At 43.0% G+C, this 26,457-nt stretch carries 22 protein-coding genes; 15 read left to right on the top strand and 7 right to left on the bottom strand.

Annotated elements, in window-relative coordinates; genetic code table 11:
* Positions 1–62 precede the first annotated feature (62 nt).
* The 5 genes from DFP81_RS01475 (at position 63) to DFP81_RS01450 (ending at position 3,362) form a co-directional block, all read left to right on the top strand.
* The gene (locus DFP81_RS01475; protein ID WP_115895983.1) at positions 63–428 is read left to right on the top strand and encodes a hypothetical protein; all 366 of its coding nucleotides are present in this window, start codon (positions 63–65) and stop codon (positions 426–428) included.
* 31 nt (positions 429–459) lie between these two features.
* Positions 460–1,032, top strand: a complete 573-nt coding sequence (locus tag DFP81_RS01470) for a hypothetical protein (RefSeq protein WP_115895982.1) — start codon at positions 460–462, stop codon at positions 1,030–1,032.
* Between the two features lie 104 nt (positions 1,033–1,136).
* Complete coding sequence (locus DFP81_RS01465) at positions 1,137–1,364, top strand: DUF3892 domain-containing protein (RefSeq protein ID WP_115895981.1); 228 nt, start codon at positions 1,137–1,139, stop codon at positions 1,362–1,364.
* Positions 1,365–1,974: 610 nt separating this feature from the next.
* Positions 1,975–2,886, top strand: coding sequence for an endonuclease/exonuclease/phosphatase family protein (locus DFP81_RS01455; RefSeq protein WP_115895979.1), 912 nt, complete (start codon positions 1,975–1,977; stop codon positions 2,884–2,886).
* 8 nt (positions 2,887–2,894) lie between these two features.
* Positions 2,895–3,362 (top strand): hypothetical protein, encoded by a 468-nt coding sequence (locus DFP81_RS01450; protein WP_115895978.1) that lies wholly within the window; start codon positions 2,895–2,897, stop codon positions 3,360–3,362.
* 51 nt (positions 3,363–3,413) lie between these two features.
* Here the strand turns inward: DFP81_RS01450 and DFP81_RS18165 are convergent, their stop codons facing one another.
* Positions 3,414–3,557: a hypothetical protein gene (locus tag DFP81_RS18165; RefSeq protein WP_181903020.1), complete on the bottom strand. Its 144-nt coding sequence runs from the start codon at positions 3,555–3,557 to the stop codon at positions 3,414–3,416.
* 638 nt (positions 3,558–4,195) lie between these two features.
* Between DFP81_RS18165 and DFP81_RS01445 the strand changes: the two genes are divergently transcribed.
* The 4 genes from DFP81_RS01445 (at position 4,196) to DFP81_RS01430 (ending at position 12,263) form a co-directional block, all read left to right on the top strand.
* Positions 4,196–4,900 carry an outer membrane protein gene (locus DFP81_RS01445; protein WP_181903019.1) on the top strand — a complete coding sequence of 235 codons (705 nt, stop codon included), beginning with the start codon at positions 4,196–4,198 and terminating at the stop codon, positions 4,898–4,900.
* Between the two features lie 287 nt (positions 4,901–5,187).
* Positions 5,188–6,957 (top strand): sensor domain-containing diguanylate cyclase, encoded by a 1,770-nt coding sequence (locus tag DFP81_RS01440; RefSeq protein WP_115895976.1) that lies wholly within the window; start codon positions 5,188–5,190, stop codon positions 6,955–6,957.
* A gap of 315 nt (positions 6,958–7,272) precedes the next feature.
* On the top strand, positions 7,273–9,093 hold the full coding sequence (locus tag DFP81_RS01435) for a methyl-accepting chemotaxis protein (protein ID WP_147299429.1): 1,821 nt from the start codon (positions 7,273–7,275) through the stop codon (positions 9,091–9,093).
* A 1,058-nt stretch (positions 9,094–10,151) separates the two neighbouring features.
* The gene (locus DFP81_RS01430; RefSeq protein ID WP_115895974.1) at positions 10,152–12,263 is read left to right on the top strand and encodes a methyl-accepting chemotaxis protein; all 2,112 of its coding nucleotides are present in this window, start codon (positions 10,152–10,154) and stop codon (positions 12,261–12,263) included.
* A gap of 236 nt (positions 12,264–12,499) precedes the next feature.
* Here DFP81_RS01430 and DFP81_RS01425 read toward each other — a convergent pair whose 3' ends face one another.
* From DFP81_RS01425 to DFP81_RS01400, 6 genes are all read right to left on the bottom strand, one after another.
* Complete coding sequence (locus DFP81_RS01425) at positions 12,500–13,273, bottom strand: 3-hydroxybutyrate dehydrogenase (protein WP_115895973.1); 774 nt, start codon at positions 13,271–13,273, stop codon at positions 12,500–12,502.
* A 56-nt stretch (positions 13,274–13,329) separates the two neighbouring features.
* The gene (locus DFP81_RS01420; protein WP_115895972.1) at positions 13,330–14,691 is read right to left on the bottom strand and encodes a TRAP transporter large permease; all 1,362 of its coding nucleotides are present in this window, start codon (positions 14,689–14,691) and stop codon (positions 13,330–13,332) included.
* Positions 14,692–14,708: 17 nt separating this feature from the next.
* Complete coding sequence (locus DFP81_RS01415) at positions 14,709–15,311, bottom strand: TRAP transporter small permease subunit (RefSeq protein WP_115895971.1); 603 nt, start codon at positions 15,309–15,311, stop codon at positions 14,709–14,711.
* A 97-nt stretch (positions 15,312–15,408) separates the two neighbouring features.
* On the bottom strand, positions 15,409–16,467 hold the full coding sequence (locus DFP81_RS01410) for a TRAP transporter substrate-binding protein (protein WP_115895970.1): 1,059 nt from the start codon (positions 16,465–16,467) through the stop codon (positions 15,409–15,411).
* 322 nt (positions 16,468–16,789) lie between these two features.
* Positions 16,790–18,208 (bottom strand): sigma-54 interaction domain-containing protein, encoded by a 1,419-nt coding sequence (locus DFP81_RS01405; RefSeq protein WP_115895969.1) that lies wholly within the window; start codon positions 18,206–18,208, stop codon positions 16,790–16,792.
* A gap of 139 nt (positions 18,209–18,347) precedes the next feature.
* The gene (locus tag DFP81_RS01400) at positions 18,348–19,274 is read right to left on the bottom strand and encodes a LysR family transcriptional regulator (RefSeq protein WP_115895968.1); all 927 of its coding nucleotides are present in this window, start codon (positions 19,272–19,274) and stop codon (positions 18,348–18,350) included.
* Between the two features lie 145 nt (positions 19,275–19,419).
* On the opposite strand from DFP81_RS01400, the gene DFP81_RS01395 reads away from it, so the two are divergent.
* From DFP81_RS01395 to DFP81_RS01370, 6 genes are all read left to right on the top strand, one after another.
* Positions 19,420–20,124, top strand: coding sequence for a CoA transferase subunit A (locus tag DFP81_RS01395; RefSeq protein WP_115895967.1), 705 nt, complete (start codon positions 19,420–19,422; stop codon positions 20,122–20,124).
* Positions 20,125–20,175: 51 nt separating this feature from the next.
* Positions 20,176–20,835, top strand: a complete 660-nt coding sequence (locus DFP81_RS01390; protein WP_115895966.1) for a CoA transferase subunit B — start codon at positions 20,176–20,178, stop codon at positions 20,833–20,835.
* Positions 20,836–20,864: 29 nt separating this feature from the next.
* On the top strand, positions 20,865–22,040 hold the full coding sequence (locus tag DFP81_RS01385; protein ID WP_115895965.1) for an acetyl-CoA C-acetyltransferase: 1,176 nt from the start codon (positions 20,865–20,867) through the stop codon (positions 22,038–22,040).
* A gap of 102 nt (positions 22,041–22,142) precedes the next feature.
* Positions 22,143–23,516: a short-chain fatty acid transporter gene (locus tag DFP81_RS01380; protein ID WP_115895964.1), complete on the top strand. Its 1,374-nt coding sequence runs from the start codon at positions 22,143–22,145 to the stop codon at positions 23,514–23,516.
* A 350-nt stretch (positions 23,517–23,866) separates the two neighbouring features.
* Positions 23,867–24,862, top strand: a complete 996-nt coding sequence (gene xylF / locus DFP81_RS01375; RefSeq protein ID WP_115895963.1) for a D-xylose ABC transporter substrate-binding protein — start codon at positions 23,867–23,869, stop codon at positions 24,860–24,862.
* 56 nt (positions 24,863–24,918) lie between these two features.
* The gene (locus tag DFP81_RS01370; RefSeq protein WP_115895962.1) at positions 24,919–26,445 is read left to right on the top strand and encodes a xylose ABC transporter ATP-binding protein; all 1,527 of its coding nucleotides are present in this window, start codon (positions 24,919–24,921) and stop codon (positions 26,443–26,445) included.
* Positions 26,446–26,457: the final 12 nt, after the last annotated feature.

Genomic DNA, 26,457 nt, shown 5'->3' with positions numbered 1-26,457 from the left:
CCTCATTCAATGCTCAGCCATTGAATTTTAATAAATGGATATTAATATAAAGTAAGTTAGGTATGGCAAAAGCTTCAAAAAAATCATCACAAAAAGTTACTTGGGCTCATGCCTTTAGAGATATCGTTTTGAAAGCAATGGATAGAGGTCAATTGTTTCCTCTGTTTTTCTTCATCGGTGCTTTGGCTTTAATTTTTAAAATGCCAGAAGAGCATGTATATGATGCCTTTTTAAGTCTTCTTTCAGGATTTAAAGATTTTTCCTTGATCGGTTGGTTAGGAATGGGGCTTGTATCTATACTTTGGGCTGGTCATGCAAGAGCTATGAGACGAAGTCACAGCTCAGAATATAAAAGAATTGGAATTGAAAAATCAAGACTGCAACAGCAGCAAGTCAACAATGGACTTGGCTCTAGCGAAACTCGCTAAAAGACAGTCTATTTAGTAGGGAGAAAGTATTATGCAATATTTAGGGGTTATCGCCTTTATCTTATGTGTAGTGCATTATATATATCAGGCTGTAATTCTACCGAGCTACAGACAAGCAGCTCGAGATAGGTTGTTTGTGTTGAGAGATACTCTAAGAGCTCAATACATAAACGTACAGCATACCGAAAATAAAACAACGCTTCGGGCTTTTAAAGAAGTCGATGATGTAATTAATCGTTCATTAAATAGATTGCATCTTTTGACATTTTCAAACTTTGTTAGAGCAATGCTTGATGCCAAGCATAATAATGTCGAATATGAAGAGTCTCTTAGAAGATTTCATGCATTATTAGATAATTCGCACGATAAGACTCCAGGTCTTATTGTGAAAGACGTTAATAACGTTCTTAAAGATGTTTTTATGGTTAACACAATCATGATGTCTCTGTACCTGCTTCCTTTTATTATTGTTGTGAAGTTAGTAGGGGTTATTTATGACAAGGTTAAGAGAAGAGCAAACGAAATGTTAGAGTTTTGTATGGTTGCAAAGCCTTCTGCTATAAATGGTTCGTTGTTTAATGATAAATCTAGAATTGCTATGTGATCAAAATATTTTGATTGATTAAAAAACCGCCCAAGTGGCGGTTTTTTTTGTTTCTGTACTATTATTATTTTTCTGATTAGGACTTCAAAATTAAGGAATAATAGATGACTAACAAGCGTAAAGTAATTGGTGCAAAACGTGACAAAGATGGCAATATTACTGGTGTACTACTTGAGGGAAATGTAAACTTCATTTCTTCTGAAAAAGCGCATGAGATGGCTAAGAAAGGAATAGTGGATTTGGTTGCGGTAGAGACTAAAAATAACAAATACATCCGAACAAGACCAGATGGTGAAAAAGGAAACAATCTTGATGAAATGGCTGATGATTAAATTCACTGAATATTCTAAAGGAGTAGAGATGAAGTTTATTATTGTTTTACTAATGTCGATTATGTCTTTATCGGTTTACGCAGATCAAAGCCAAATACCGTATAAAATATTGGATAGATCAGAAATGTAATTAATTAAAATTTCAATTGATGTAGAGGTTCCTTTGATTGATGGAAGGCTTCCAAATGAAAGAGAGCTTGCTGAATTGTCTAAGTTCTTGGTTAGCAAAGAACGAAAACACGATAGGTCATTTATAACTTTCTACTTACCTGGTATGGAGGTTGGAGCAGGTGCATATGCCACGGCTCATCATAATCCTAAGTTGAAAGTTAATATTATGAAATTTATGTTAATGCAATATCCTGGTTACACTAAATTTGTTCGATAGAAGTGCCTTTTATATTCATAATTAACCGCCTAAGTGCGGTTTTTTTGGATGTGATGTTAGGCTAGGCTGGCATGAACGCGCAAAACGTTTTAATGTAAGGTGAAACTGACACTAAGCAATAGATTTGCGTGGTATTGATCTTATGAAAAAGATAATAAAAACATAGAATGGAATTAATTACTTTTGAAGTTGATTGTTGAGATAAGTTTGTGAGGGATAAAAGTGCTTTTATATAAGTTGCGTTTTGCTTGGTGGAATACGGGGTTGTCTCCAGCTTCGAACAAAGCGGAGACGAAGGCCACGCCTGAAACAAGTAAAAGGAATTATGATCATATAGTAAGGCTTTTTCTAGACTACGAATGCGATTTTTTAGCTTTGTGTGAAGTTTCAGAAGAAGATGTTACTTATATAAAAAATAACTTAGACCTTGAAAATGTTGGAGTTGCCTCTCTAGTTGACAATATTCCACGTACTAGGTTCGATGTTTGTGTAATGTACAATGCAAAGAAAATAAAGATACAGGAGCATACTAATTTAATTAAGCCTTATATGGGGTCAAGAATAAAGTCAGGCCAAGTTTTACATATTGAAAACATCGATGATAAGGAAGTTTTTAGGATTTATCTTTGTCATTGGTCCAGTAGAATGCAAGATTCAGGTAGTGAAAATAGAAAGTTTGCTGCGCAACATATATATGACAGCATTCAGAGCTACTTTATTGAAAATGGAATAAAAGAAGTCGTTGTTATGGGGGATTTTAATGATAATCCCTATGATGAAAGTCTTATGAAAACGTTAAGGGCAAGTAGATGCTTAGATTCAGTAAAGAAACATCCTATTGACCTTCTTTATAACCCGTTTTGGAAGACTGTAGTATCTTCTATTGAGTATAGTCATTCGAATTCTAGTGGGAAATTTAGCTCTGGCACCTATAATTACCAAACAAAAGAAGGTGTAAGGTGGCATTCATTTGATCAGATTATTTTATCTGGTTGTTTTTTAGGTCATAGCAAATGGCATCTTAATGAATCTAATACTACGGTTATTGATGACTGTGAATTCAAAATGGATTTTGATAAAAAAGACTGTCATATAGATCACATGCCAGTTATAGCTGAGATTTTAAGAGTTTAGAGGTTTTTATGTTTGATTTTAGCGATTCTTTAAGCGATGGGAAAGATAAAGCGGATGAACTTCTTAGTTTAAAAGAAGGATTTAATTCTGTTTTTTCTACTCTACAGGAAAACTTGTCGAGCTTTATAGAAAGAGATGTAAAACTTGAGCACTACCATGAAGTAGAAGGTGGTGATTTGAGTCCTTTTATGGCTGCTACGGTTCAAATTGGAATGCTCTATGGGAATAATAAAGATATTAAAAAAAGAACTGGGTATTTTGAGGTTCGTTTAACAGAGAAAGGCTCAGATAACCCGTACAAGGTTTTATTTAAGTACAAAGAATCAAGCAATGTTTATCCTATAAATATTGTTTTTCAACGAAATGAAATGGTATGTAGTAATCAAGTGGAGCTGATTGATGTTATGAAAGAAATTGTATCAAGCGGGCATTTTAATCTGAGAATTAGAGAGTTTGTTGATGCTTTGAATAAATAATCAGTGATAAAAAACCGCCTCATGGGCGGTTTTTTTTATGTCTGTCGTAAATCAATTCAGTGTGTCATTTTCTGAGCGAGTGCCCATGACATGACTTCGCTTGCGATCCAGCGCCAGTTGCCAGTTGGTGCGGTTTGCTGATCCGCCTACGTTTCTTGCTTGTGGGAAAGTGCGTTTGCACGCTACGTCGCCCATGAATTTCTTTTTTGACAAACCAAGGTAAGCAGCGCATTCATCGGATGTCCAAAGGGTTTTTTTATCTGCTACTTTTGGTTTGCTTAGTGTTTGGATAAGTTGTTCCAGCTTTTCAGCAAGGGCTGCTTCGTTGTGCTTTTGTGTAGTGGAAGTATTGATTAAGAATGAAGAGCAATAAGATTACACAGACAGTAATGGAATCACTTGTTATGTGGGAAAGGTTGCTGAGGTTGATAGTGATAGCGCAGTAACAGACACTCGTAAAATTTATCAAAATGTTGAAGAGCATGAAGCAGAAGATGATCCGTATCCGCAATATCATAATGCAAATCTTTTAAATTCTGGGACTGTGTCTGTTGATCGATTACCCAAGAACTGACTTCCCTAGACACCTATTAACGTTAAACCAATATCTAGCACTCCTGTCCTTTGTTATATTTTTCGAAATTCAATGCCATTTCTACCCCCATTGCATTATCTATGGAAGTTCGCTAGATGATGTATTCTAAATTAAAGTGATTTCTATATTTCTCATAATTACTTGAAAATAATATTTAACGATTAGTAAATTTTATTTATTATTAGGTAAAACCATCTAAAATAGACAACAAAGTAGGCCCTGTATGATTTTAAGGTGTATGAATAAAGCTATTCTAGCTTCCAGCCTTTTGTATATTTCCACGAACCTAGTCGCTGCACCTCAATATTATGGTGTTTTAGAGATGGGTCTTTCACATAGTGATTTCAGTAATTTAGAAGCATCTACCCCTGAAGCAAACACGACAACTGAGGTTGTTGACGACTCAGACAGCTCTTCTTATTTTAGTGTTGGGGTTGGTATCAATTGGGAAAATAGCCCCCTTAGATCCGAGATCGTATACAGTTCATTTGGAGATCAGAGTTTTATAGAAGACACAGTTTTTACTAGTTCTGGAAATGAGCGAACAACTACAAACATCAAACAAGAATCACTCATGTTTAACCTCTTGTACGATATTGATATCAAAAGTAACGTTTTTAAACCCTATATAGGTGCTGGTGTGGGTGTGCTCAGATCCAAGGTGAGTGCAACTCAGTCGGATGAGCCTGCAACCAGTAGATCGGCTTCTTTTGCAGAGGCCTCTGATACAAACTTCATGTGGAGTGTCGTAATAGGGGCTAACTATAGTATGGCTGAAACATTAATGGTTGGTTTTGGGTATCGTTACACCGATGCAGGAGAAATTAGCACCGATGATAATTGTGAGGGATCTGATGCCTTTATATGTGATGCTGGAGAAAAACATTCAGCGGATCAAAAGTCACAGTTATTGTTTGTCAGCATGAATTACTACTTTGAATAATTGTTGTTAAAAATCAGTAAAGCTTTTCTCTCGTTTTACGAATGACTTCTTAGGGTGTGTTTCTTGTGTTGTGCCAGAGACACACACCCGTCTTGCCACTACGGCTACTTGCTTACACTCTATAACTATTACGTCTTGCTGCTGGCTCGTCAGTGCTAATTTAAGCTTTTTTGTGCACATAATTTACACAGTTTGCTGGCTTCATAGTATAGTATTGTAAAGAATTGAGTTTATTCTCAATAATTGGCTAGTTTTAGGGTTTCATGGATAAGAAGAGTAACTAATAAGTGAAAACGGTTCCGTTACGTTGGTTAATTGTTATTCCGTTTGTTGTGCTTGCTGTTGTTTTGGGAGCGGCGATGTATTTGCTCTCCAGTGTTACCATAGCGGATATTGCCGATAAGATAGGCAAGCAATATATTAAAGAAGTGGAAGGTCGTATCTATGATAGGGTGCAAGATTTTGTCACGCCTTTCATTAGTATAGCGGAAGTGAACCTTGCGGCTTTTACTCACCGGCCTGAGCTGTTGAATGATTTGCCCGCAGTTGCGGGGCGCTTTTATGAGCAGGCATTACCTTATTCTCAAATGACGTTTATATCGGTTGCAACGGCAGATGGACGTTATGTGAACTCCACACAAAGCCCGATGAAAAGCGGTCAGCATAATATTGCGGCAAATTTTGTCTATGAGCCCTTTGTTATGGCTGGCTTTGAATACGATCCGAAAACTTTTATTGGCCCTAAAATTGAAGCGGATCCGACCTTTCTTTATGACCCTAGAGAGCGCCCGTTCTACCGGCGGGCAGTCAATAACAAACAAATTACCTGGGGAAATATCGAGCCTTATTATGGCTTTCCAACCCTTGGCATTGATTTGTCAGCACCGATATACGATGAAAACGGCACTTTGCTTGGGGTAACCGCGACCAGTATTGCTTTGGTCGAGTTGGATAAGTATCTAGCGTCTTTGGAGCTGGTGGAAGGGGCTTACCTTTTTTTGGCCGAGAATAACGGTGACTTAATCGCAACCTCAGGGCAAGGTGCCTTGTATCAAACGGAAAATGGTGTGATCACACGTTCGAATTTAAATGACCATTCAAATAAAGCCTTTCAATTAGCCAGCCAAAGCGCAAAAGAAGGCATGCAAGAAATAGCGGTTGAAGGGGAAAATTACCTTTATTATCAGCGCTCTATTGACCTTAAATACGGAAAACAGTGGCAGATAGGTATCCTGATTCCGCGTTCATACCAGCAAGGTTTTCTTGATAGCTACACACAAAGTGTGATTGTCATCACATTACTTCTGTTTATCTGTATTGCTGGGGTAGGTTCTTTAGTTGCTTGGTATATTGGTAAGCCGATTCACCGTCTTAGTCAGGCGGCGAAGGGGAATAATTTGAAAAGTATTCAGCAGCTGCCCACGGCAATGAGTGGCGTTCGTGAGATTAATGCCCTCAGCCAAGGCTTAAGCTCAATGGCAGATAACCTCTCAGACATCATGCAAAACCTAGAAGATAAGGTCGCAGAAAGAACCTCTTATTTACAAGGGGAGAATGAGCACCTTCTAGAAAGCGCCCTGACCGATGAGTTAACCGGATTGTACAATCGGCGTGGCTTTAATCAGGCTATCGAAGAAGCATTGGTCTACAGTCAAGAAAAAGGTCAGCAATTGACCTTTGTGTTGTGCGATATTGATCATTTTAAACGCGTTAATGATGAATTTGGCCACAGTGTTGGTGACCTTGCTTTGGTTTCTGTGGCGATGAATCTTAAGCACCATGTACGTTTTGCTTCAGATATTGTGGCTCGTTATGGCGGGGAGGAATTTGCTTTGGTGTTTTTGAATGCTGATATAGAGCAAGTGTTGCTAAGGCTGAACCGTATTCGACGAGGCTTTGCGCAAAACCCTGTGGTGAAGGGGGAGCATATCACAATGAGTTTTGGTGTGGTGCATGTCTGTGAAGGAGAAGTTATCAGCATGGAAGCGCTCATAGAACAAGCCGACAAAAAGCTTTATCAAGCTAAAAATACGGGTAGAGATCAGATTATTCTCTGACTTTAAGTAACAAGTGTAGGAAGGGCTGAATGGACCTTCCTGAACAGCGTATTGTAAATTTTCTTTTTTGCACAGATTGATCTCTCAAGTGTTGCCGCTCCTATGAGATAATTACCTTGCTCAATATAGACACTGCGTTGGCTTGTTTGTTATCCCATTTCTTTTATTTGTCATAATTTGGTGTTACTAAAGAGCAACGCTGGCTCCCTATAGTGAGTAGTTTTACTTTATTTGTTAATTAAGGATAGTGAAATAGTGAAGGTATCTCATAAGGTTGTTTTGTGCGCCTGCACAGTTGTGCTTCTCGCATTCTCGATGTATTCGTGGTTTCAGTATAATAGTGCGAAAAATGCCTTATATCAGAGCGCAACAACCAGCACTCAAGAAAGCAGTAAGGTATTGGCTTTACAAGTAAATCATTGGTTGAAAAGCAAGATGGCGTTGATTGACGTTATTCGGCAAAGGGTGGATGAAAATTTCAGTAAGCAAACCATCCAGCAGGCTTTCGATCTGCCTATTTATAAAGATGAGTTTCTGTTGCTGTTTGGTGGTTTAGACACAGATGGTAAAGGAATGAGTAACACCCCTTCTTGGAATCCGCCAGGCTGGGATGCCCGTCAGCGTCCTTGGTATCCGACAGCGAAAAAATATTCTCAAGCGGCGTTAACGGAACCTTATTTGTCTACCAAAGGGGAATTGCTGATTTCGGTTGTTTCGCGATTCTCTGACCATGGTCAGTTTAAAGGAGGATTCGGTGGGGATATAAGTTTAAAAACCGTTTCTGATGCGGTGAATACCCTGAATTTCAATGGTATGGGGTACGCGTTCTTAATGACCAAGGGGGGGAAAATCATTTCCCACCCGAACGCGGATTTTAATGGTGAAGAGGTAACTAAGTTGCTGCGCGAAGGTGAGCATGGTCTTAGTGATCAGCTTGAAGAGCAGCATTTGTTAGATGGCACACCTGTGTACGTGTCATATAGTTCGGTACCGAACCTTAACGGGGCAGATTGGTATATTGGTGTTGTGCTGGATAAAGACAAGCTGTTTGCAAGCGCGCATGATTTTGGTTGGATAGCGTTTTGGAGTACCTTAATTGCAGCACTGTTGGTGTCTGTGGTTCTTTATTTGGTGGTCACTCGATTATTACAGCCGCTGCGTGCGTTGCAAGAGTCTTTGCAGGATATTAATAGTGGGGATGGCGATCTGACTAAGCGTTTGACGGTCACTACAAACGATGAGTTTGGCCAAGTTTCTACTGAATTTAATACTTTTATTAATTATCTACAGCAGCTAATTGGTGAAGTAAAAGCGCGTTCTCAGCATGTGCGCGAAAACACCGATGAAGCGGCTATTTCTTCCCAACAAGCGGCACAGCAGCTCTATACTCAGCTAGGAGAGCTGGACCAGCTAGCAACGGCCATGCATGAAATGTCTGCCACGGCTCATGATGTAGCGGATAATGCGCAAGCTACCGCTGATCGTGCGAGTCAAGCAGATGTGTCGGCGGCACAAGGGGAAGCCATTGTTGATCGTACTACCGAGTCTATTACCCAGTTGGCTGATCAAATGGGCGGAGTGGTCACAACGATTAACGATCTGGTGACTTACAGCGACAATATTGAGTCTATCTTAACGGTTATTACCGCCATTGCGGATCAAACTAACTTGTTGGCTTTGAATGCCGCGATTGAGGCCGCTCGTGCAGGTGAGCATGGACGAGGCTTTGCTGTGGTGGCGGATGAAGTGCGTACACTGGCATCGAAAACTCAAGAGTCTACTGAGCAGATCCAAGGTATGATTCAACAGTTACAGAGCGGTGTGCGAGATGCAGAAAGTGTGATTCATGAAAGCCAAGAGAGCGCTAATCAGACTCAAGAAGTAGCGAATCAAGCGAAACAGTCGTTAGCAGAAATTCGTACCAGAATTCATGAGATTAATGATATGACGGTGCAGATAGCGGCAGCAGCGGAAGAGCAGAGTGCAACTTCTAATGAAATCAATCGCAACACCACGAATATTCGTGATATTAGCCAATCTGTTTCAGAAACCGCTCAAAATCAGTCTAAATTGTCAGAAGATATGGTTCAAATTACGATAGATCAGGCAAGATCTTTAGACAAATTTAAGATATAGCGAAACTTTGAAAAGGTAGGGTGCCTTAACTCGTACCTTCTATAGCCTTAATGCTTTTATTAAGCGAAGACCCCAATCGTTGGTAAGCCGACATTGGGGTTTTTTTTCAAAATAGCACTGCCTTCTAACGGTGTTCCTTGCTCATTGAGACTAGCTCATTAGACAAGGAAGGGGAGGTATTCAGTGGTGATAGGGGAAAACCTTTCTGCTGGCGGCCAATCAAACTCTTCATACTAGACAGCTGGATAGATCAAATCGAAAAAACGTATCAGCGCTGAGCAGCTTTCATATGGTGAAGCGTAAAGACTTCTATTTAATGGAATAGGCTCAGAAAATGAGACATAGCATTATGCCTATATCTTTTGCTCTGCTTTAACGGTTATGTAACCGCGTATGAGGCTGAGGTGGGGGATTATCTCCATAAAAAGTGCATAAGCATCATACACACCATTCTGTGTCGAGATGAACTCATTCAACAGTTTGACGTTCCGTACAGATGTCTTAATTAGTTTAATATCTTGCTTCGATTGAATAAGAAGTAACTCTCTACCTCATCGTATTATAGAAAAAAACGTTGTTTTTTTACTTTCTTGGTAATGGGGGGTATTAAGCATCGATATTTTGAATGTAACAAGGGCGATGGATAATACTCTTGCCAAGAGTGTCTTTTTCTATTCGTAATAGAAAAGCCACAAAGGCGATATCTTGGTGAGTTGTTTTTTAAGTTATTGAAAATAAAGTAATTATTCTCGTTAGCTAGGCTGTGGATGGGTAATGGATTGAGCGTTCTGAACGCAACCTGCTAGCTCTGTCGGCTAGGGCTTCTCGCATTTTTTGAGTGGCTACGCTTAACAAACTATTGGCTATTTTGATTAATTTTGATTTATAAAGTAGAAAAAATTGAATTTAAGTAAAAAATAATAATTTATGAAAGTGCCATAGTCAGAATAGGAAAAGCAGATTACAATCCGCGCCACAGTTACACTGTGTTACATAAGAATGGCGTTTCAAGCATTAAATAAGCGACTTGTAATCCCTAAAATAAAAAGGAGTAATTAGTGAAGTCAATCCAATTAAAAATTGCCACATTCTCAGGTTTATCCACATTATGTGCAATTTTCTTTCTATCTGTGTTTTCGTTTTTGTCCAATAAACAGCTGCATGAGAATGTGCAAGAAAATACAGGTCGTTTAGTAAATGACCTCTTTGAAAAGCAGTTGGAAGGTCGCTTAGATAATAGCGCGCAGCATATTAGTAATTTAATGCAGCAGTCGTTTGTCTTAAGTGAAAGCATGGCGAATACATTTCGTAGCTTAAAGGAAACAGCGGATTCTCAAGCTAATTACTCGAATTTAAGAGATGGGATAAATGCGGTTCTTAAAAATACAATCATTGAACAGCCTGACCTTTTAGGGGTTTATACTGGTTGGGAGCCAAATGCTTTGGATGGGCGAGACGCTGAGTATCGTGGCAAAACGGCAACAGGCAATGATCGCAACGGGCGTTTGGTTCCTTATTGGACCAACTCTAAAGATGGTGGGGGGGTTGTGGAGCTTATGGAAGGTTATGACGATACACAAAGTAACGTCAGTGCTGAGGCATATTACCTCTGCCCAAAGCAAACCCAGCGAGCTTGTGTTTTGGACCCATATTCTTATCCGGTAAATGGCGTCGACACTATGATGACCTCTATTATCCATCCGATTATGGTAAAGGGTCAGTTTATGGGGATTTCAGGGTTAGATATCTCCCTTAAGAGCTTCGATACTATCTCTAGTGAATTAAGCAATGAGTTATATCATGGTCAGAGTCAAGTCATGATTATTAGCCGTAATGGCACCATTGTGTCGGATAGTAATGGAGAGTATTCAGGGAAAAAACTCTCTGCCGCCTTTAACAATAGAGCGGATAGTCTCCTTGCTACCATGACGCAGAAAAAGTTTCAGTTACTTAGTTCAGCCAATGAAGGGTATTTTGAAGCGGTTAGCAGTATTAAAGTTGGCAAAGGGGTTGAAAACTGGGCGTTATGGGTTCGTGTACCAAAAGACGTTGTGATGGCGGACTTCTTGGCTCTTAATAAAGCAACCAACGAAAAGCAATTTACTCAAACTGTATGGTTTGTTGCTGCTGGTTTGCTTATTACCTTACTTTCCATCGTTATCATTTGGTGGTTATCGGGAAAAATATCGAAACCGATTAAAAAGTTGACCCAATTTATGAGCCTTGTTGCGAAGGGAGACTTTCGACAACGAATAGATCATCAATCAGCTGATGAAGTTGGGCAATTAAGTAAGGCATGCAATCAGTTCTTAGATCAAATTCAACCGTTATTAAAGCAAGTGGTTGATTCAAGTAACCAGATTACTTCGTTTGCGAGTCAATCTGCCGCTATCTCAGCAGAAACATTACAAGGTGCGAGTCAGCAACAAGAGGATGTTATTCAATTGGCATCGGCGTTAACAGAGCTGAGTGCGACGGCACAGAATGTGGCGGATAATACGATTACCGCTGCGCAATCTACTCAAGAGATGAAGAGCATTGCCGGTCAAGGGCAAGAAGTACTCAATGAATCCAATGGGGCGATGCAAGCCTTATCGCAGAACGTTAAGTACTCTAGCGATGTGATCAATCGTGTCAGCCGTGATAGTCAAGAAATTCAAACTGTTATGGATGTTATCCGAGAGATTGCAGAGCAAACCAACTTATTGGCCCTGAACGCCGCTATTGAGGCCGCTCGTGCGGGGGAACAAGGGCGTGGCTTTGCTGTGGTAGCGGACGAAGTTCGCTCACTGGCAAAACGAACACAAGAATCGACTTCTGCTATACAAGATCAAATAGAGCGTTTACAAGCGAGCGCCCTAGAGGCGGTAGAGGCTATGAAGCAGGGCAGTGAAAAAGCAGAAGAGTCCGAGTCGAAAACCCTTGATGCCAACCAGAAGCTAAAAGAAATCTTAGATAATATCGATGAGCTTAATGATCTTATTATCCAAGTATCCAGTGCAGCTGAGCAACAGCGCAGTGTGACAGACAGTATCAGTGTTAATGTCAATAATATTACTGCGGTAGCAAGTCAAACGGCTTCTGGTGCCACGCAATCAAATGAGACCAGCCAGCAACTTGAATCTTATTCAGGGCGAATGAAAGAGCTGGTGAGTAAGTTTGTACTCTAGTATTGATTGACTAATGGATCAAAAAGGCTGATCTCTCCTTCTCTGTCTGATGATATTATCGACAGGGAAGGAGTATTGCAGCAACCGATTTTCTCCATTAGCCAAGTGGAGGCAAAACAAGTATTTCTTGGCTCTTCTCGCTCTTAACGAAACAGCGTATAGCAACACTTTGCGCTGCTTACCCCATGGCCTGAAAAGCCTAGCGCAATGTACTTTACGATTTATTCCTTTTGCTATTATTGAGCAGTATAACCACCGTCAATCACGATGGCTTGCCCTGTTACACCTTTGGCGGATGGGCTGGCAAGAAATAAGCAATAGTCGGAAATCTCTTTGACACTGAGTAAGCGCTTTTGAGGCACCAACGGCCATATTACTTCTTCTAACACATCATCAAGCGGCACATTTCGAGTGCTGGCAAGTCCTTCTAACTGGTTTCTGACTAAAGGAGTGTCTACATAGCCTGGGCATAGGGCATTGACGGTAACACCAAAAGGCGCTGCTTCTAATGCCGACACCTTAGTTAAGCCAATAACACCATGTTTCGCCGAGTTGTAGCCTGCTTTACCGGCAAAGCCAATTAAACCGTTAATGGACGCCATGTTAATAATTCGGCCTTCGCCTTTCTTCTTCATCAAAGGCAGTATTTTTTTGATGGCGATGAAAGGGGCGATTAACATGATATCAATAAGCTTTCGATAGGTGTCCGAAGGGAACTCCTCGATTGGGGCTATGTACTGTACCCCAGCATTATTTATCAAGATATCAATGTGGCCGAACCTCGCTACCGCCTCGTCAATCGCGGCGAGAAACTGGTCTTCGTTGGTCACGTCACAGATAAAAAAAGCACACTCATTTGAAAAGTCAGAAACTTGGCTTTTAGCGTTATCAATGGCGTGTTGGCTAAAGTCTAAAATAGCCACTTGCATGCCTGCGTCCAGAAAGGCATGGGCGATTTCTAGCCCAATGCCGCTCGCCGCGCCGGTAATTAGAACGGTTTTTTTATTCATTTTTATTCTCCAAACCAGGGCGCCCAATGAGCGCCCTTCAAACAAGACTGTCAGGCTTAGCCATAGATGACTTTAGGCAACCAAAGCACCAGATCTGGGAAGGCAAAGACCAGAAATACGGCTAATAATTGCAATAAAATGAACGGGATAACCCCTTTGTAAATATGCATGGTCGTTACACCAGCAGGGGCGACACCTTTCAAATAGAAGAGTGAAAAACCGACGGGAGGGGTCAAAAATGATGTTTGTAACGCCAGAGCAAACAACACCACAAACCACACCAAATTAAAGTCTAGAGCGACCACAACAGGACCAACCAAAGGCAATAGAATTAGGCTGATTTCAAGCCAGTCTAAGAAGAAGCCTGCGACAAAAGCGATCAAGAGGATGACAATGATGATGCCAGACGGAGACAGGGGAATGCTCTGTAATAGACTGCTAATAAACTCATCGCCGCCTAATGTTCTTAACACCACGGCAAAGGCGGTAGCACCAAGAAAAATACCAAACACAAATGAGGTAGTGATAGTGGTTTTTCGGCACACTTCTGCCAGCATAGTGAGGTTGAAACGTTTATTAATAATCGCTAATAAAGTCGCACCAAATGCGCCCACCCCAGCGGCTTCTGTTGGCGAGACTATGCCCATAAAGATAGATCCTAAAACAGACAGAATCAGTGCTAAAGGTGGGAATACAGCTTTCACTGTTGACCAAACCAGTTCTTTACTGATCGGCGGTAAATCCAATGGGGGATGACAAACTTTTGGGTTAAAAATTGCGGTTAAAATCACATAAACAATATACAAGGAGCCGAGTAATAAACCGGGCATTAACGCGCCCATGAAAAGGTTACCAACGGACAGTGACAGTTGATCTGCCATGATGATTAGCATGATGCTGGGTGGAATCAAAATACCTAAGGTGCCAGAAGAAGCAACAATACCACTGGCAAACGAAGGCGAGTACTTTTGTTCAAGCATAACTGGCATAGACAGCATGGCCAACAGTACCACAGAGGCGCCCACGATCCCGGTAGAGGCAGCAAACAAGATACCAATCAGAATAACCGCCACGCCTAGTCCACCGCGAAAGCGGCCAAATAGGTTTACAAAATTGACCATTAAGCGTTCCGCGACACCAGAGCGTTCCAGCATCAACCCCATAAAGATAAACATGGGCAAGGCGACCAGAACCCAATTGCTCATTTGAGCATAGATCCTTTGTATTATGGTGCCGTAAATACGCCAATCATTCATATAGTAGGTGTCCCAATCCAGGTATTGAGACGATAAAACACCAATCACGCTAAAGACGATGGCCAAACCAGCCAACACCCAAGCAACAGGAAAGCCTGAGAAAATCAGTAAGATGAAGCTGCCGAGCATGGCAAGGACTAAAAACTCATATGTTTCGAACACATTCTACCCCTAAAAAACTAGTGTGTTGTTTGGCTTTGATTGCTAGGCGCCTTGAGCAGAAAAGAGACGCAGCGCAGCCAGCGGGATGTTGCCGCGATCATTAATAAGGCTAAGGCAATAAGGATGAAAGATTTGATCACCCAGCGCATAGGAAGCCCGTCAAAAGAAGGGGAAACCTCGTTCATTCGATACGCTCGCTCTACAAATGGTAGGGCGTAACTGAACATAACAATGCAAAAAGGCAGCAGTAAAAAAGTCAGTCCGAAGACCTCTATCCAAGCTCTTTTTCTAAGTGACCAGTGCTCTGCTAGGGCATCAACACGAACGTGACCGTCATGGATAAAACAGTAAGAAAGGCCGAGCATGAAGCCCACCGCATAGAGATGCCATTGAAGTTCTTCTAAGGCGACAAAAGTGGTGTTAAAGCAGTAGCGCATCAGTGCGTTGCCGACGATAAGCAACATCAGTATCAACCATAACCAAGAGGAGTATTGGCCGATTTTTTCGATGATAGATTCGATCTGTCTTGAGAGTTTTGTGTGTGGTAACTGGTTTAGGTTAGAGTTTGATAAAGAGGCTTCAATTTCCGCCAAATCCAGCTCGTTAGTATGATCAGGCATACTTTTCTCCTTTGATTCTAGGCGCAAGCACCCAGTGAAAAACGTCGGCATGGAAGGTGCTTCCATGCCGACTCACTAAACAGAGTGTCAAATAGAGTTATTTTGTATCCCAATCACGTGGCAAGTAGCCCAATTTTTTCCATGGGCGATGCTCTTTCTGGAAGGCCTTCATTGACGTATAAATTTCTGCAAATTGAGGGTCTTCTTGGGAGTGTTTCGCCATGACTTTATCGGTTGCCGCTTCGAACGCTTTGAGAATTTCAGGAGAATACTGATGTAAATTCACACCCTTCTCTTCGAACTTAGCTAATATGCCGCCTTGCAGTGCTTCGGACTTCGAAATTGCAAGGGTATTGGCCGCCATACAGCTGTTTTCGATCAATGATTGGGTTTGCTTATTCAGCTTCTGCCAGTCATTGGTGTTGATGTAAAGGAACTGATTGGTAGAAGGCTGATGCCAGCCAGGCAGATAATAATGTTTCGCCACTTGATAGAAACCAAGCTGCTCATCTACGGTAGGGATAGAGAACTCGGTGCCGTCTAATACGCCGGTTTCCAATGCTTGGTAGAGTTCGCCGCCAGGGAAGACGTTAATCGACATGCCAAATTCAGACATGATTTCACCGCCAAGGCCTGCGGCACGGAATTTAAGACCGTTTAGATCATCCACAGATTTAATTTCTTTACGGAACCAACCTGCCGCTTCTGGGCTGATGGTGCCACAAAGAATAGGGTAAACATCATAAGGCTTAAACAGCTTTTTCAGCAATTTGTCGCCGCCGTGGAAGTACATCCAAGCTGTGAACTCATTGGATTCTAGACCAAATGGAGTTGCTCCGAACAGTGCCGCTGCAGGAATTTGTCCCCATTCATACCCCATCCAAGAGTAGCCCGCCGATAAGTTGCCAGAACTGACATTATCAAAAATACTCAGTGCAGGGATTAATGTACCAGGTTCAAAGACTTGTAAATTTACTCTACCGCCACTGGTTTCTTTTACCATTTTAGAAACTTCAGGCATGGTGTCGCCAAGGGCGATTAGAGAAGAAGAGAATGCCATGGGAACTTGCCAGCGAATCTTATCGAAGTCGGCATGAGAAGCGGTGGCGAAGGTAAGTCCGGTGAGACAGGTCGCGGTAATCAGAGCTTTTTTCATGAGTGTAATCCTATTATTTTTATTGTCTTTCATTGTGGTGCATCCTTTGCAGACGTGATGGGTGTGAATGAAACCCAAGACGACGGCCGCACTGTAAAATCTTCTATCAAAAATGATGCCACAAAAATATTATTCTTATATTTCAGTTGGTTATATTTCAGTTTAATAAAGTGTTGAGTGCTTTTTGTGATCTTTCCGAAAAATCGGACGATTAGTCAAAATAAAGGGCCAAAAATCCCTAAAAGAAGTCCGATTTTCCAGACTGCGACCGATTTTCCGGACGTTTTTTTGTTGTTTTGTGGCTTTATTGTAAAGAAGGTGATTAGCTTATCCCATATTTGTCGATCTTTTCATAAAAAGTGGACTTGCTTATTCCCAATTTTTGGGCGGCTTTGGTGCGATTGTCTCCACATTCAATCAGTGCGGCTTTAATGATGTTTCTTTCTGCGGCGTTCAACTGTTCCTTTAAACTGCCTGACGTTTGGCTGGCCGTTATATCGGTTGCTGTTGGTGCTACGTTAGTGGGAGTTTGTGACAGCTGAGCAGGCAGCAGCGACAAGGGGATTTTTCTATCATGACTGGTGTAAAACGCCGCTTCCATGACATTTTCTAGTTCGCGAATGTTACCAGGCCAATCATAGGCAAGCATTGCAGTTAGCGCTTGCACAGTGAGTTTTGGGGCGCGCCTTCCGGTGCGGCGTGACAACTTTTGAAGAAAAAAGTCGGCCAGCTTGGCAATGTCCTCACGACGTTCTCGCAACGGGGGCAGAGCAATCGACACCACATTGATCCGGTAATACAGATCTGCACGAAACGCCCCCGAGGCGATCAAGTTCTCGAGAGGGCGATGAGTCGCGGTAATTAAGCGAATATTGAGCGGAGTGGCATGAGTTCCACCGACCGATTCGACTTCTCTGTCTTGTAATACACGCAGTAGCTTGGCTTGCATTGGCAGTGGCATGTCACCGATCTCGTCGAGAAATAAGGTGCCACCGTTCGCGAGTTGAAACTTTCCAGCTTTGCCGCCCCGTTTGGCACCAGTAAAGGCCCCTTCTTCGTAACCAAACAGCTCACTTTCTAATAGGTTTTCAGGAATGGCCGCGCAATTTACTTTAATAAAAGGAGATTCTGCTCGGTCTGATAGTTGATGAATAGCATGAGCGTAAAGCTCCTTTCCGGTACCAGATTCCCCACGAATTAACACAGTGACATCCCCAGATGAGACCTGCTTCACCTTAGCGCTCAAAGCCTTCATGATTTGACTGTCACCAATCACATCATTCAGGTGGAAGCTAGCACCAGAGAGTGCTTTATCGGATGTTAGTTGCTTTTGATGATTAAAGTCCTGTTCGGTTAGTAGGGCTTTAATGTGTGTGTTGATCTGCTTCCACTCGTGAGTGTCGTGGAAAATGACCGTGCCAATAGCACCGATGACTTCCCCTTGTTCGATGATCGGAAAGCGGCTGGCAATCATGTTACTGCCGAGGATTTTCTGTAAGGAAAGACGTTCTGCTTTGCCTGTTTGAACCGTGATGTGCATACGGGTATTTTCGATCACATCGGTGACTTTTTTGCCTTTGACGTCTTCGGCTTTAACGCCTAAAAAGCGCGCATAAGGTCGATTAATAAAAAAGATTTTTGACTGATGGTCGACGATCACCACCCATTCTTCCATGGCATTTAAAATTGATTTATAAGTGTTTGCGGCTTGCGTGAGCTTTTCTGTTTTCTTCAGTGGCATTGTCGACTCCATGCAATGGCCAAATTAGATGAGCTATTATTTTTGCCCCGTTATGCTTTATTAAGAGCATAGCCTTTACCTTAAACAAACGGCAAGAGGGCAAAATACAAGGATCTAAAACCTGCTATTCATACCTATGTTATGGACGAACGATGGTTTTTTTTGCGGGTATGACTTCGCCAATGGTGGCATAGGTATCAATAAGAACATCGAGCATGGCCGCTGCTGCAATGGAAAGGCTCGATCTGGGTTTGCAGACAACCCCCACTCGGCGACCGATTTCTGGTTTAACAATAGGGCGACAAATGAGGTGTTGCTCGTTGGCTTGTTGGCGACAAATAACCGGTACTACCGCCACTCCCATACCTTCACTGACCATTCTCACCACGGTGGTTAACTGATGAGCATCAAACGCAACCTTAAGCTCTATCCCTGCTTCTTGAAGAGACGTTTCGATCATGGCGCGTACACTAGATGGGCGTTGTAAGGTAATGAAATCGTACTCTAACAAAGATTGCCAAGTGACTTCTTTAGCTGTGTTGAGTGGGTGCTCCTCGGGAAAAATAGCAATAAAGCTGTCTTCGTAAAGCGGGTAAAAAGCCAATTCCAACAAGTTGCTTGGTTCAAAGCAAATCCCTAGTTCCACCTGATTGTTGCCTACCATGTCGACGACAATATCCGATAAAACATCGTCTATCGCTACTTGTATGTGAGGATAATATTGATGGTAATTATGAATGGCTCTGGGCAGCAAGGATGCGGCGAAAGAGGGCATAGAAGCAATGGATATTTTGCCTAATTGCAGAGCAAAGCGTTGTTTCATCTCGTCTTCTGCATTTTCCCATTGGGCTAAAATTCGCCGAGCAATGGGCACTAGAGCTTCCCCTTCTGGGGTGAGGGAAAGGGTTCGGGTGGTGCGCGTAAGCAGCTTGCCCCCTAAGCTTTCTTCAAGGCTCTTGATGGATAAGCTAAGTGCCGGTTGCGACAAATGCAATTGGTTTGCTGCGCTGGCAAAACTCATGGCGTCGGCGACAGCGAGGAAAGCGCGAATCTGTTTTAAATTCATTTATTTGTAATTCTTATTAATAAATATAAAAAATAAAATTAATTTATTTATCGTCCTGAGTCAAACTGATATTAACTCGAATGGTTACACACTATTTTTAGCATTAATAAAAATACGCTCACACAATAATAATTAGGAGAAAGTAATGGCGGGTTTTGACAAAGTAGTCACGTCCTATGCAGACGCCATGGCTGGGCTAGAAGACGGCATGACCGTATTGGCCGGTGGCTTTGGTTTATGTGGTATCCCTGAAAATCTGATTCAAGAAATCAAACGACGACAGACACGTGATTTAACCATAGTGTCGAACAATTGCGGCGTAGATGGCTTTGGCTTGGGAGTATTGCTTGAAGACAAGCAAGTCCGCAAAATGATTTCTTCCTATGTGGGTGAAAACGCCCTTTTCGAGAAACAACTCCTCCAAGGTGAGTTAGAAGTCGAACTCACTCCTCAAGGCACTCTTGCCGAGAAAATGCGTGCCGGTGGCGCGGGTATTCCTGCCTTCTTTACGGCAACTGGCGTTGGTACACCGGTTGGCGAAGGCAAAGAAACGCGAATCTTTAATGGCCGTGAATACCTGATGGAAGAAGCCATTACAGGTGATTTTGCCATAGTGAAAGGCTGGAAAGCAGACCGTTATGGCAATGTGATTTATCGCCATACGGCGCAAAATTTTAATCCTCTAGCGGCAACAGCGGGCAAAATTACTGTGGTTGAAGTGGAAGAAATTGTCGAAGTTGACGAGCTTGACCCTGCTCAGATTCACACGCCTGGTATTTATGTTGATCGCATCATCCAAGGTTCGTTTGAAAAACGCATCGAAAAACGCACGGTCCGATCTACTGACTAAATTGCCCTGTCATATTGACGAATAAAATAGACAAATAATAAGAGGCGCAAAATGGCACTTACTAGAGAACAAATGGCGCAGCGTGTCGCCAGAGAAATGCAAGATGGTTTTTACGTGAACCTAGGGATTGGTATTCCTACCTTGGTGGCGAACTTTATTCCTGAGGGCATGGAAGTGATGCTGCAGTCGGAAAATGGTCTGCTTGGTATGGGAGAGTTTCCCACTGAAGAGACGGTGGATGCGGATATGATCAATGCCGGCAAACAAACGGTCACCGCGGTGAAGGGGGCATCGATATTTTCGTCCGCCGAGTCGTTCGCGATGATCCGAGGCGGCCATGTGGATCTGACTGTTTTAGGTGCTTTTGAGGTTGATGTAAATGGCAATATTGCGTCTTGGATGATCCCTAATAAACTGGTTAAAGGCATGGGCGGCGCGATGGATTTGGTTGCTGGTGCGGATAATATTATTGTTACCATGACTCATGCGTCGAAATCGGGTGAATCAAAATTATTAACTGAATGTGCTTTACCATTAACTGGCAAAGGTTGTATTAAGAAGGTCTTAACAGATTTGGCTTGGTTAGAAATCGAAGAGGGGGCTTTTATTTTGAAAGAGCGCGCTCCGGGTGTTTCTATAGAGGAAATCCAAGAGAAAACACAGGGTAAGCTGATCGTTCCGGATCATGTACCTGAGATGGTGTTTGCTTAATCCGACCTATGTTAATGGAGAATAGAATCATGAAAGCAGTCATTGTTGCCGCAGGAAGAACGCCGATTGGTGCCTTTAATGGGGCTTTGTCTTCCTTGAGTGCGGTAGAAATAGGTACTCAGCTATTAACCGGTTTGTTAGCCAAAGAGCCAGCTCTTAAAGAACACATAGATGAAGTGATCTTAGGCCAAGTGTTGGCCGCAGGCTGCGGTCAAAACCCGGCTCGTCAAACTGCGATTCACGCAGGTCTTGCGAAACAAGTATCGGCGATGACCATTAATAAGGTCTGTGGTTCTGGTTTAAAAGCGGTTCAGCTGGCGGCGCAAGCCGTCTTAAATGGCGACGCTAAAATGGTGGTCGCAGGCGGTCAAGAAAGCATGAGCCAAGCGGCCCATGTATTGCCCAACAGTCGCTCAGGTAAAAAAATGGGCAATTGGGAAATGCTAGACAGCATGGTGACCGATGGTCTGTGGGATGCCTTTAATGATTACCATATGGGCCAAACCGCAGAAAACATTGCGTCGCGCTGGAATATCAGCCGTGAACAGCAAGATGCCTTTGCTGTGCAGTCTCAGCAAAAAGCCGCACGGGCGCAATCGGCCGGACATTTTGTTGAAGAAATCATCCCTGTGGTTATTCCTCAGCGAAAAGGGGATCCAGTTGTTGTCGAACACGACGAACAAATTCGCTCCAATGCCACTGAAGAAGCCCTAGCTAAATTACGTCCTGTTTTTAATCGAGAGGGTTCAGTTACCGCGGGAAATGCTTCCACATTAAATGATGGCGCGGCTATGGTGATTGTTACTTCTGATGAGGAAGCAAAGCGTCTAGGTTTGCCCGTTTTAGCGGTAATAGAAGCGGCCAGTAGTGCGGGCGTTGACCCTGAAATCATGGGCACAGGCCCTATTGCAGCCACTAAGAAAGTATTGCAAAAAGCCGATTGGTCGATGGATGATTTGGATTTAATTGAAGCCAATGAAGCTTTTGCAGTCCAGGCACTGTGTGTGAATCAAGAGCTTGCTTTGGATGCCAGCAAGGTCAATGTAAATGGTGGTGCGGTCGCCTTAGGTCATCCTATTGGTGCATCTGGTTGTCGCATACTGATTACCTTATTGCATGAAATGAAACGTCAGGAGCGTCATAAGGGATTGGCGACGCTTTGTATTGGCGGAGGCATGGGAATTGCCATGTTAGTGTCACGATAAAAGGTCGAGATGACCGAAATATAAATCATAAAAAATGAAGCCAGTGCGCACATCAAGCGCGCTGGCTTTCACCTAAAATAACTATAATATTAGGGAAAACCAATGACTAATTACGCAGTAAAACAGACTGCTTTGCAGCGCTTGAGTAAATTTTTCGTTACCCTTCTTCAACGCTATCTACCGGACCCATTTATCTTTGCGATCGTGCTCACCTTGGTGGTGTTTGTCTTAGTCATGCCAAGTACTAGCCAAGGGCCAATGCAGGTCGTAGAAGCGTGGGCTGGTGGCTTTTGGAAGTTGCTTAGCTTCTCAATGCAGATGGCTATGGTGGTGGTGACTGGTCATGCGATGGCCAGTGCGCCAGCGTTTAAGCGTAAGCTCGCTATGCTGGCCGGCATTGCTAAAACACCGGGTCAGGCGATTTTATTAGTCACGGCGATCAGTGCCATTGCTTGCTGGGTTAACTGGGGCTTTGGCTTGGTTGTGGGTGCTATTTTTGCTCGCGAATTGGCTTCCAAAGTAAAAGGTGTTGATTACCGTCTGTTGATTGCTTCTGCGTACAGCGGCTTCTTATTTTGGCATGCGGGCTTGTCTGGCTCGATTCCGTTAGCGATTGCCGGTGGTGCCAACATTAGTACTGTGACTAATGGTGCGGTGACCTCAGCGATTCCTACTTCAGCAACCATTTTTTCTCCAATGAACTTAACCATTTTGGCAGTTATGTTGGTGGCGATTCCGTTACTAAACCGACTGATGCATCCTGCGGCGCAAGACACGGTTACAATTGATGCTTCCTTGCTGGAAGAAGAGGTTGTGGAAGCGCCGAAAACAGAGAAGATGACGCCAGCGGAGCGTATGGAAAACAGTCGTACTCTATCTTTATTATTAGGGGCGATGGGTTTTGCTTATATTATTTATTACTTCATTACGAACGGTTTTGCTTTGAACCTGAACATAGTGAACTTTACTTTTTTGTTCACTGCTATTTTGCTTCATGGTACGCCAAAAAGCCTGTTAAATTCGGTCTCTCAAGGGGCGCGTAATTGTTCAGGAATCCTACTGCAATTTCCTTTTTATGCGGGCATTATGGGGATGATGACAGCAACAGGTGACAATGGTGCTTCATTGGCAGGCGTTATTTCCCAGTGGTTTGTGTCGATTTCTAATGAAACTACTTTCCCATTATTCACCTTCTTAAGTGCCGGTATCGTGAACTTCTTTGTGCCATCAGGCGGTGGTCAGTGGGCGGTTCAAGCGCCAGTGATGATGCCTGCGGGTGCTGCTCTTGGAGTTGATGCTGCGAAAACCGCCATGGCCATTGCTTGGGGTGATGCTTGGACAAATATGATTCAGCCTTTCTGGGCTCTGCCTGCCTTGGCAATTGCTGGTCTTGGTGCGAAAGACGTGATGGGGTATTGCATCATGGCCTTGTTGGGTTCAGGGGTGATTATTTCACTGGGTTTCCTAATCTTTTAAGTCGAGTTATAAAAAAGTAGCGCTTTATGGCTACTAAAAGAATCAGCAGGCGCATGCTTTTTAATGGCAGCTAAACAGCGGCCTCCCCGTATTAGAAAGGGTGCTTTTGCTGTTATTGAGCTTTAAACAAAGAGAATACTCTATTGTTAAAGCGGGTCTTTTGACCGTCTATAAAATGGTAATGTTTGAGCCACTTCCCACTGATAACAGTGGGGCGTGGCTTTTTTTTGTTTTATAAAAAACGCTACACACTTACAAAAAAAGATAATGTCCCTATCTCGCTCATTTGCTTACCTTTTAATGACTCCTTCAGGAGAGCGTTCACTTAATAAAAATAAAAGGAATGTAACATGAAGAAACTCATTTCTCTTGGGCTGTTGGCTGCAATTGTCTCCGCCAGCCCAGTCATGGCCGCCGGTGAAAAAATTGGTTTGTTGATGTCTGATTTACGTCTTGAGCGTTGGCAAAAAGACAGTGACCTTTTTACCCATGCCGCCGAAGCTTTAGGTGCAAAGGTTTATACCCAATCCGCTAATGGGGACGCAAGCACACAAATCTCTCAAATTGAAAACATGATCTCTCGAGGCGTTGATGTGCTCGTCATTGTTTCAGAAAACGGCGAAGTGTTGGGTAATGTGCTGGCTGAAGCAAAGGCAGAAGGCATTAAGGTGCTGGCCTATGACCGTTTGATTAAGTTTGCAGATATTGACCTTTATGTGTCGTTTGACAATGTCCGTGTCGGTGAAATGCAGGCGCAAGCCTTGATGAAGCGCGTACCGAAAGGTAATTACTTCTTGTTAGGCGGTGCGCCAACGGATAACAACGCCAAAATGTTTCGAGCAGGACAGATGAAGGTGCTAAAACCTGCTATTGACCGTGGTGACATTAAGGTTGTCGGTGATCAATGGGCCACCGGCTGGTCGGCCGAAGCAGCATTGAACATTATGGAAAATGGTCTGACGGCGAATCAGAATAAAATTGATGCGGTGGTGGCATCTAATGACTCTACGGCTGGAGGTGCGATTCAAGCGCTGAACGCTCAAGGATTGGCTGGCAAGGTGGCTATTTCTGGCCAAGATGCGGACTTAGCCGCGATTCGACGAATTGTGGCGGGTACCCAAACCATGACCGTCTACAAACCGATTTCAAAGCTAGCCACAACCAGTGCTGAGCTGGCGGTGAAGTTAGCTCGTGGTGAAAAAATAACCACGAATGATACGGTGAACAATGATAAAAAAGAGGTGCCTTCTGTTTTGCTGACGCCAATTGCGGTCTCTAAAGACAACATCGATAGCACTATTATTGCCGATGGCTTCCATACCCATAAAGACGTTTATAACCCTTAAATTATTGATGATAAGGCGCTCGTTAGGGCGCTTTTGCTTTTCATAGAGGTGTCGGTATGAAGCAACCCCTATTAGATATGCGCAATATCGTAAAAAGTTTTTCCGGTGTGCGTGCTTTAAATGGTGTCAGCATTACTTTAGGTGACGGTGAAGTGTTGTCGCTCTGTGGTGAAAATGGCTCAGGGAAATCTACCTTGATGAAGGTGCTGAGTGGAGTTTGGCCTTATGGCTCCTACGATGGTGAGATTTACTTTCAAGGTCAACAAGTTAAGGCGAGTGGTATTCGCGATACAGAAGCCTTAGGCATTGTGATTATTCATCAGGAGTTAGCCTTGGTGAAAGAGCTTTCTGTAATGGAAAATATCTTTCTTGGCAACGAACTTGGCTCTTGTGTGAGTTTAAACGATGAAATGATGCACAGCCGAACGCGTGAGTTATTGGCCCAAGTAAAGCTTAATATTTCCCCGGATACCTTAATTCGAGAGTTGGGGGTAGGTCAGCAGCAGCTTGTAGAAATTGCTAAAGCGCTGAATAAAAACGTCAAGTTGTTGATTTTAGATGAGCCAACCTCGTCTTTGACCAATAACGAGATTGATATTCTATTGGGTATTGTGCAGGAGCTAAAAGGGCAGGGCATTGCTTGTGTGTACATTTCCCATAAATTGGACGAAGTGCTTGCATTATCAAACTGGGTCGCGGTGATTCGAGATGGTAATCATATTGCGACAAAAGCCGCCGCCGAGCTGACCCAAAATGACATTATTAGCATGATGGTGGGGCGCCAGCTGGATGAGTTGTTTCCAAGGGAAAACCATCAAATTGGCGAGACTATTTTGCAAGTCACTCATGCCAAGGCCAGTCAGCCGGGGGCTTCGCGCTGCCAAGTAGAGGATGTGAGTTTCTCGCTTCGCAAAGGAGAAATTCTCGGTGTCGCAGGCTTGATTGGCTCTGGCCGAACGGAGCTTATGCAGTGTTTATATGGTTGTTACGATGGGGATTATCAAGCGACCATTGAACTGTCTGGTCAAACGCTGCAAATACGTTCTCAGCGAGCGGCGTTAAAAGCAGGTATTGCCATGGTGCCAGAAGACCGTAAACGTCATGGCATAGTTCCAATTATGGGAGTAGGGCGCAATATCACCTTATCTATTCTGGATCGATACACGGCTTGGTTCGGTGCGATTGATGAAGAGCAAGAATCCCATGATATCCATGACGCCATTGCGCGTCTCAAGGTCAAAACCGCCACGTCAGAGCTAGCCATTAAAAACCTCAGTGGTGGCAACCAGCAAAAAGCCATTATCGCTCGTTTTCTGTTAACCAAACCCAAAATTTTGATCTTGGACGAACCGACTCGTGGTATCGATGTGGGCGCCAAATACGAAATTTATAAGCTGATGTTTGCCCTCGTCAAAGAAGGCGTTTCCATCATTATGGTGTCATCCGAATTGCCTGAAGTGATTGGTATTAGCGACCGGGTACTGGTGATGCATGAGGGGCGTTTAAAAGGGGAATTTGACCATCAAGGTCTTACTCAAGAAAAAATTATGAACTGTGCTATTAAAGAAGCCGAATCAGCTTAAGGAAGTATCTGA

The sequence above is a fragment of the Marinomonas pollencensis genome (assembly GCF_003387375.1).
In the GTDB taxonomy this organism is placed as follows: domain Bacteria; phylum Pseudomonadota; class Gammaproteobacteria; order Pseudomonadales; family Marinomonadaceae; genus Marinomonas; species Marinomonas pollencensis.
Note: the sequence above shows the minus strand (reverse complement) of the source record. Positions and strands in the feature narration are given on the sequence as shown.

Excerpts from the sequence above, each read along its gene's own strand:
- DFP81_RS01475 (WP_115895983.1), top strand. The coding sequence starts at position 63 with ATGGCAAAAGCTTCAAAAAAATCATCACAAAAAGTTACTTGGGCTCAT.
- DFP81_RS01470 (WP_115895982.1), top strand. The coding sequence starts at position 460 with ATGCAATATTTAGGGGTTATCGCCTTTATCTTATGTGTAGTGCATTAT.
- DFP81_RS01465 (WP_115895981.1), top strand. The coding sequence starts at position 1,137 with ATGACTAACAAGCGTAAAGTAATTGGTGCAAAACGTGACAAAGATGGC.
- DFP81_RS01450 (WP_115895978.1), top strand. The coding sequence starts at position 2,895 with ATGTTTGATTTTAGCGATTCTTTAAGCGATGGGAAAGATAAAGCGGAT.
- DFP81_RS18165 (WP_181903020.1), bottom strand. The coding sequence starts at position 3,557 with ATGGGCGACGTAGCGTGCAAACGCACTTTCCCACAAGCAAGAAACGTA.
- DFP81_RS01445 (WP_181903019.1), top strand. The coding sequence starts at position 4,196 with ATGAATAAAGCTATTCTAGCTTCCAGCCTTTTGTATATTTCCACGAAC.
- DFP81_RS01435 (WP_147299429.1), top strand. The coding sequence starts at position 7,273 with ATGTATTCGTGGTTTCAGTATAATAGTGCGAAAAATGCCTTATATCAG.
- DFP81_RS01425 (WP_115895973.1), bottom strand. The coding sequence starts at position 13,273 with ATGAATAAAAAAACCGTTCTAATTACCGGCGCGGCGAGCGGCATTGGG.
- DFP81_RS01415 (WP_115895971.1), bottom strand. The coding sequence starts at position 15,311 with ATGCCTGATCATACTAACGAGCTGGATTTGGCGGAAATTGAAGCCTCT.
- DFP81_RS01410 (WP_115895970.1), bottom strand. The coding sequence starts at position 16,467 with ATGAAAAAAGCTCTGATTACCGCGACCTGTCTCACCGGACTTACCTTC.
- DFP81_RS01405 (WP_115895969.1), bottom strand. The coding sequence starts at position 18,208 with ATGCCACTGAAGAAAACAGAAAAGCTCACGCAAGCCGCAAACACTTAT.
- DFP81_RS01400 (WP_115895968.1), bottom strand. The coding sequence starts at position 19,274 with ATGAATTTAAAACAGATTCGCGCTTTCCTCGCTGTCGCCGACGCCATG.
- DFP81_RS01395 (WP_115895967.1), top strand. The coding sequence starts at position 19,420 with ATGGCGGGTTTTGACAAAGTAGTCACGTCCTATGCAGACGCCATGGCT.
- DFP81_RS01390 (WP_115895966.1), top strand. The coding sequence starts at position 20,176 with ATGGCACTTACTAGAGAACAAATGGCGCAGCGTGTCGCCAGAGAAATG.
- DFP81_RS01385 (WP_115895965.1), top strand. The coding sequence starts at position 20,865 with ATGAAAGCAGTCATTGTTGCCGCAGGAAGAACGCCGATTGGTGCCTTT.
- DFP81_RS01380 (WP_115895964.1), top strand. The coding sequence starts at position 22,143 with ATGACTAATTACGCAGTAAAACAGACTGCTTTGCAGCGCTTGAGTAAA.
- xylF (WP_115895963.1), top strand. The coding sequence starts at position 23,867 with ATGAAGAAACTCATTTCTCTTGGGCTGTTGGCTGCAATTGTCTCCGCC.
- DFP81_RS01370 (WP_115895962.1), top strand. The coding sequence starts at position 24,919 with ATGAAGCAACCCCTATTAGATATGCGCAATATCGTAAAAAGTTTTTCC.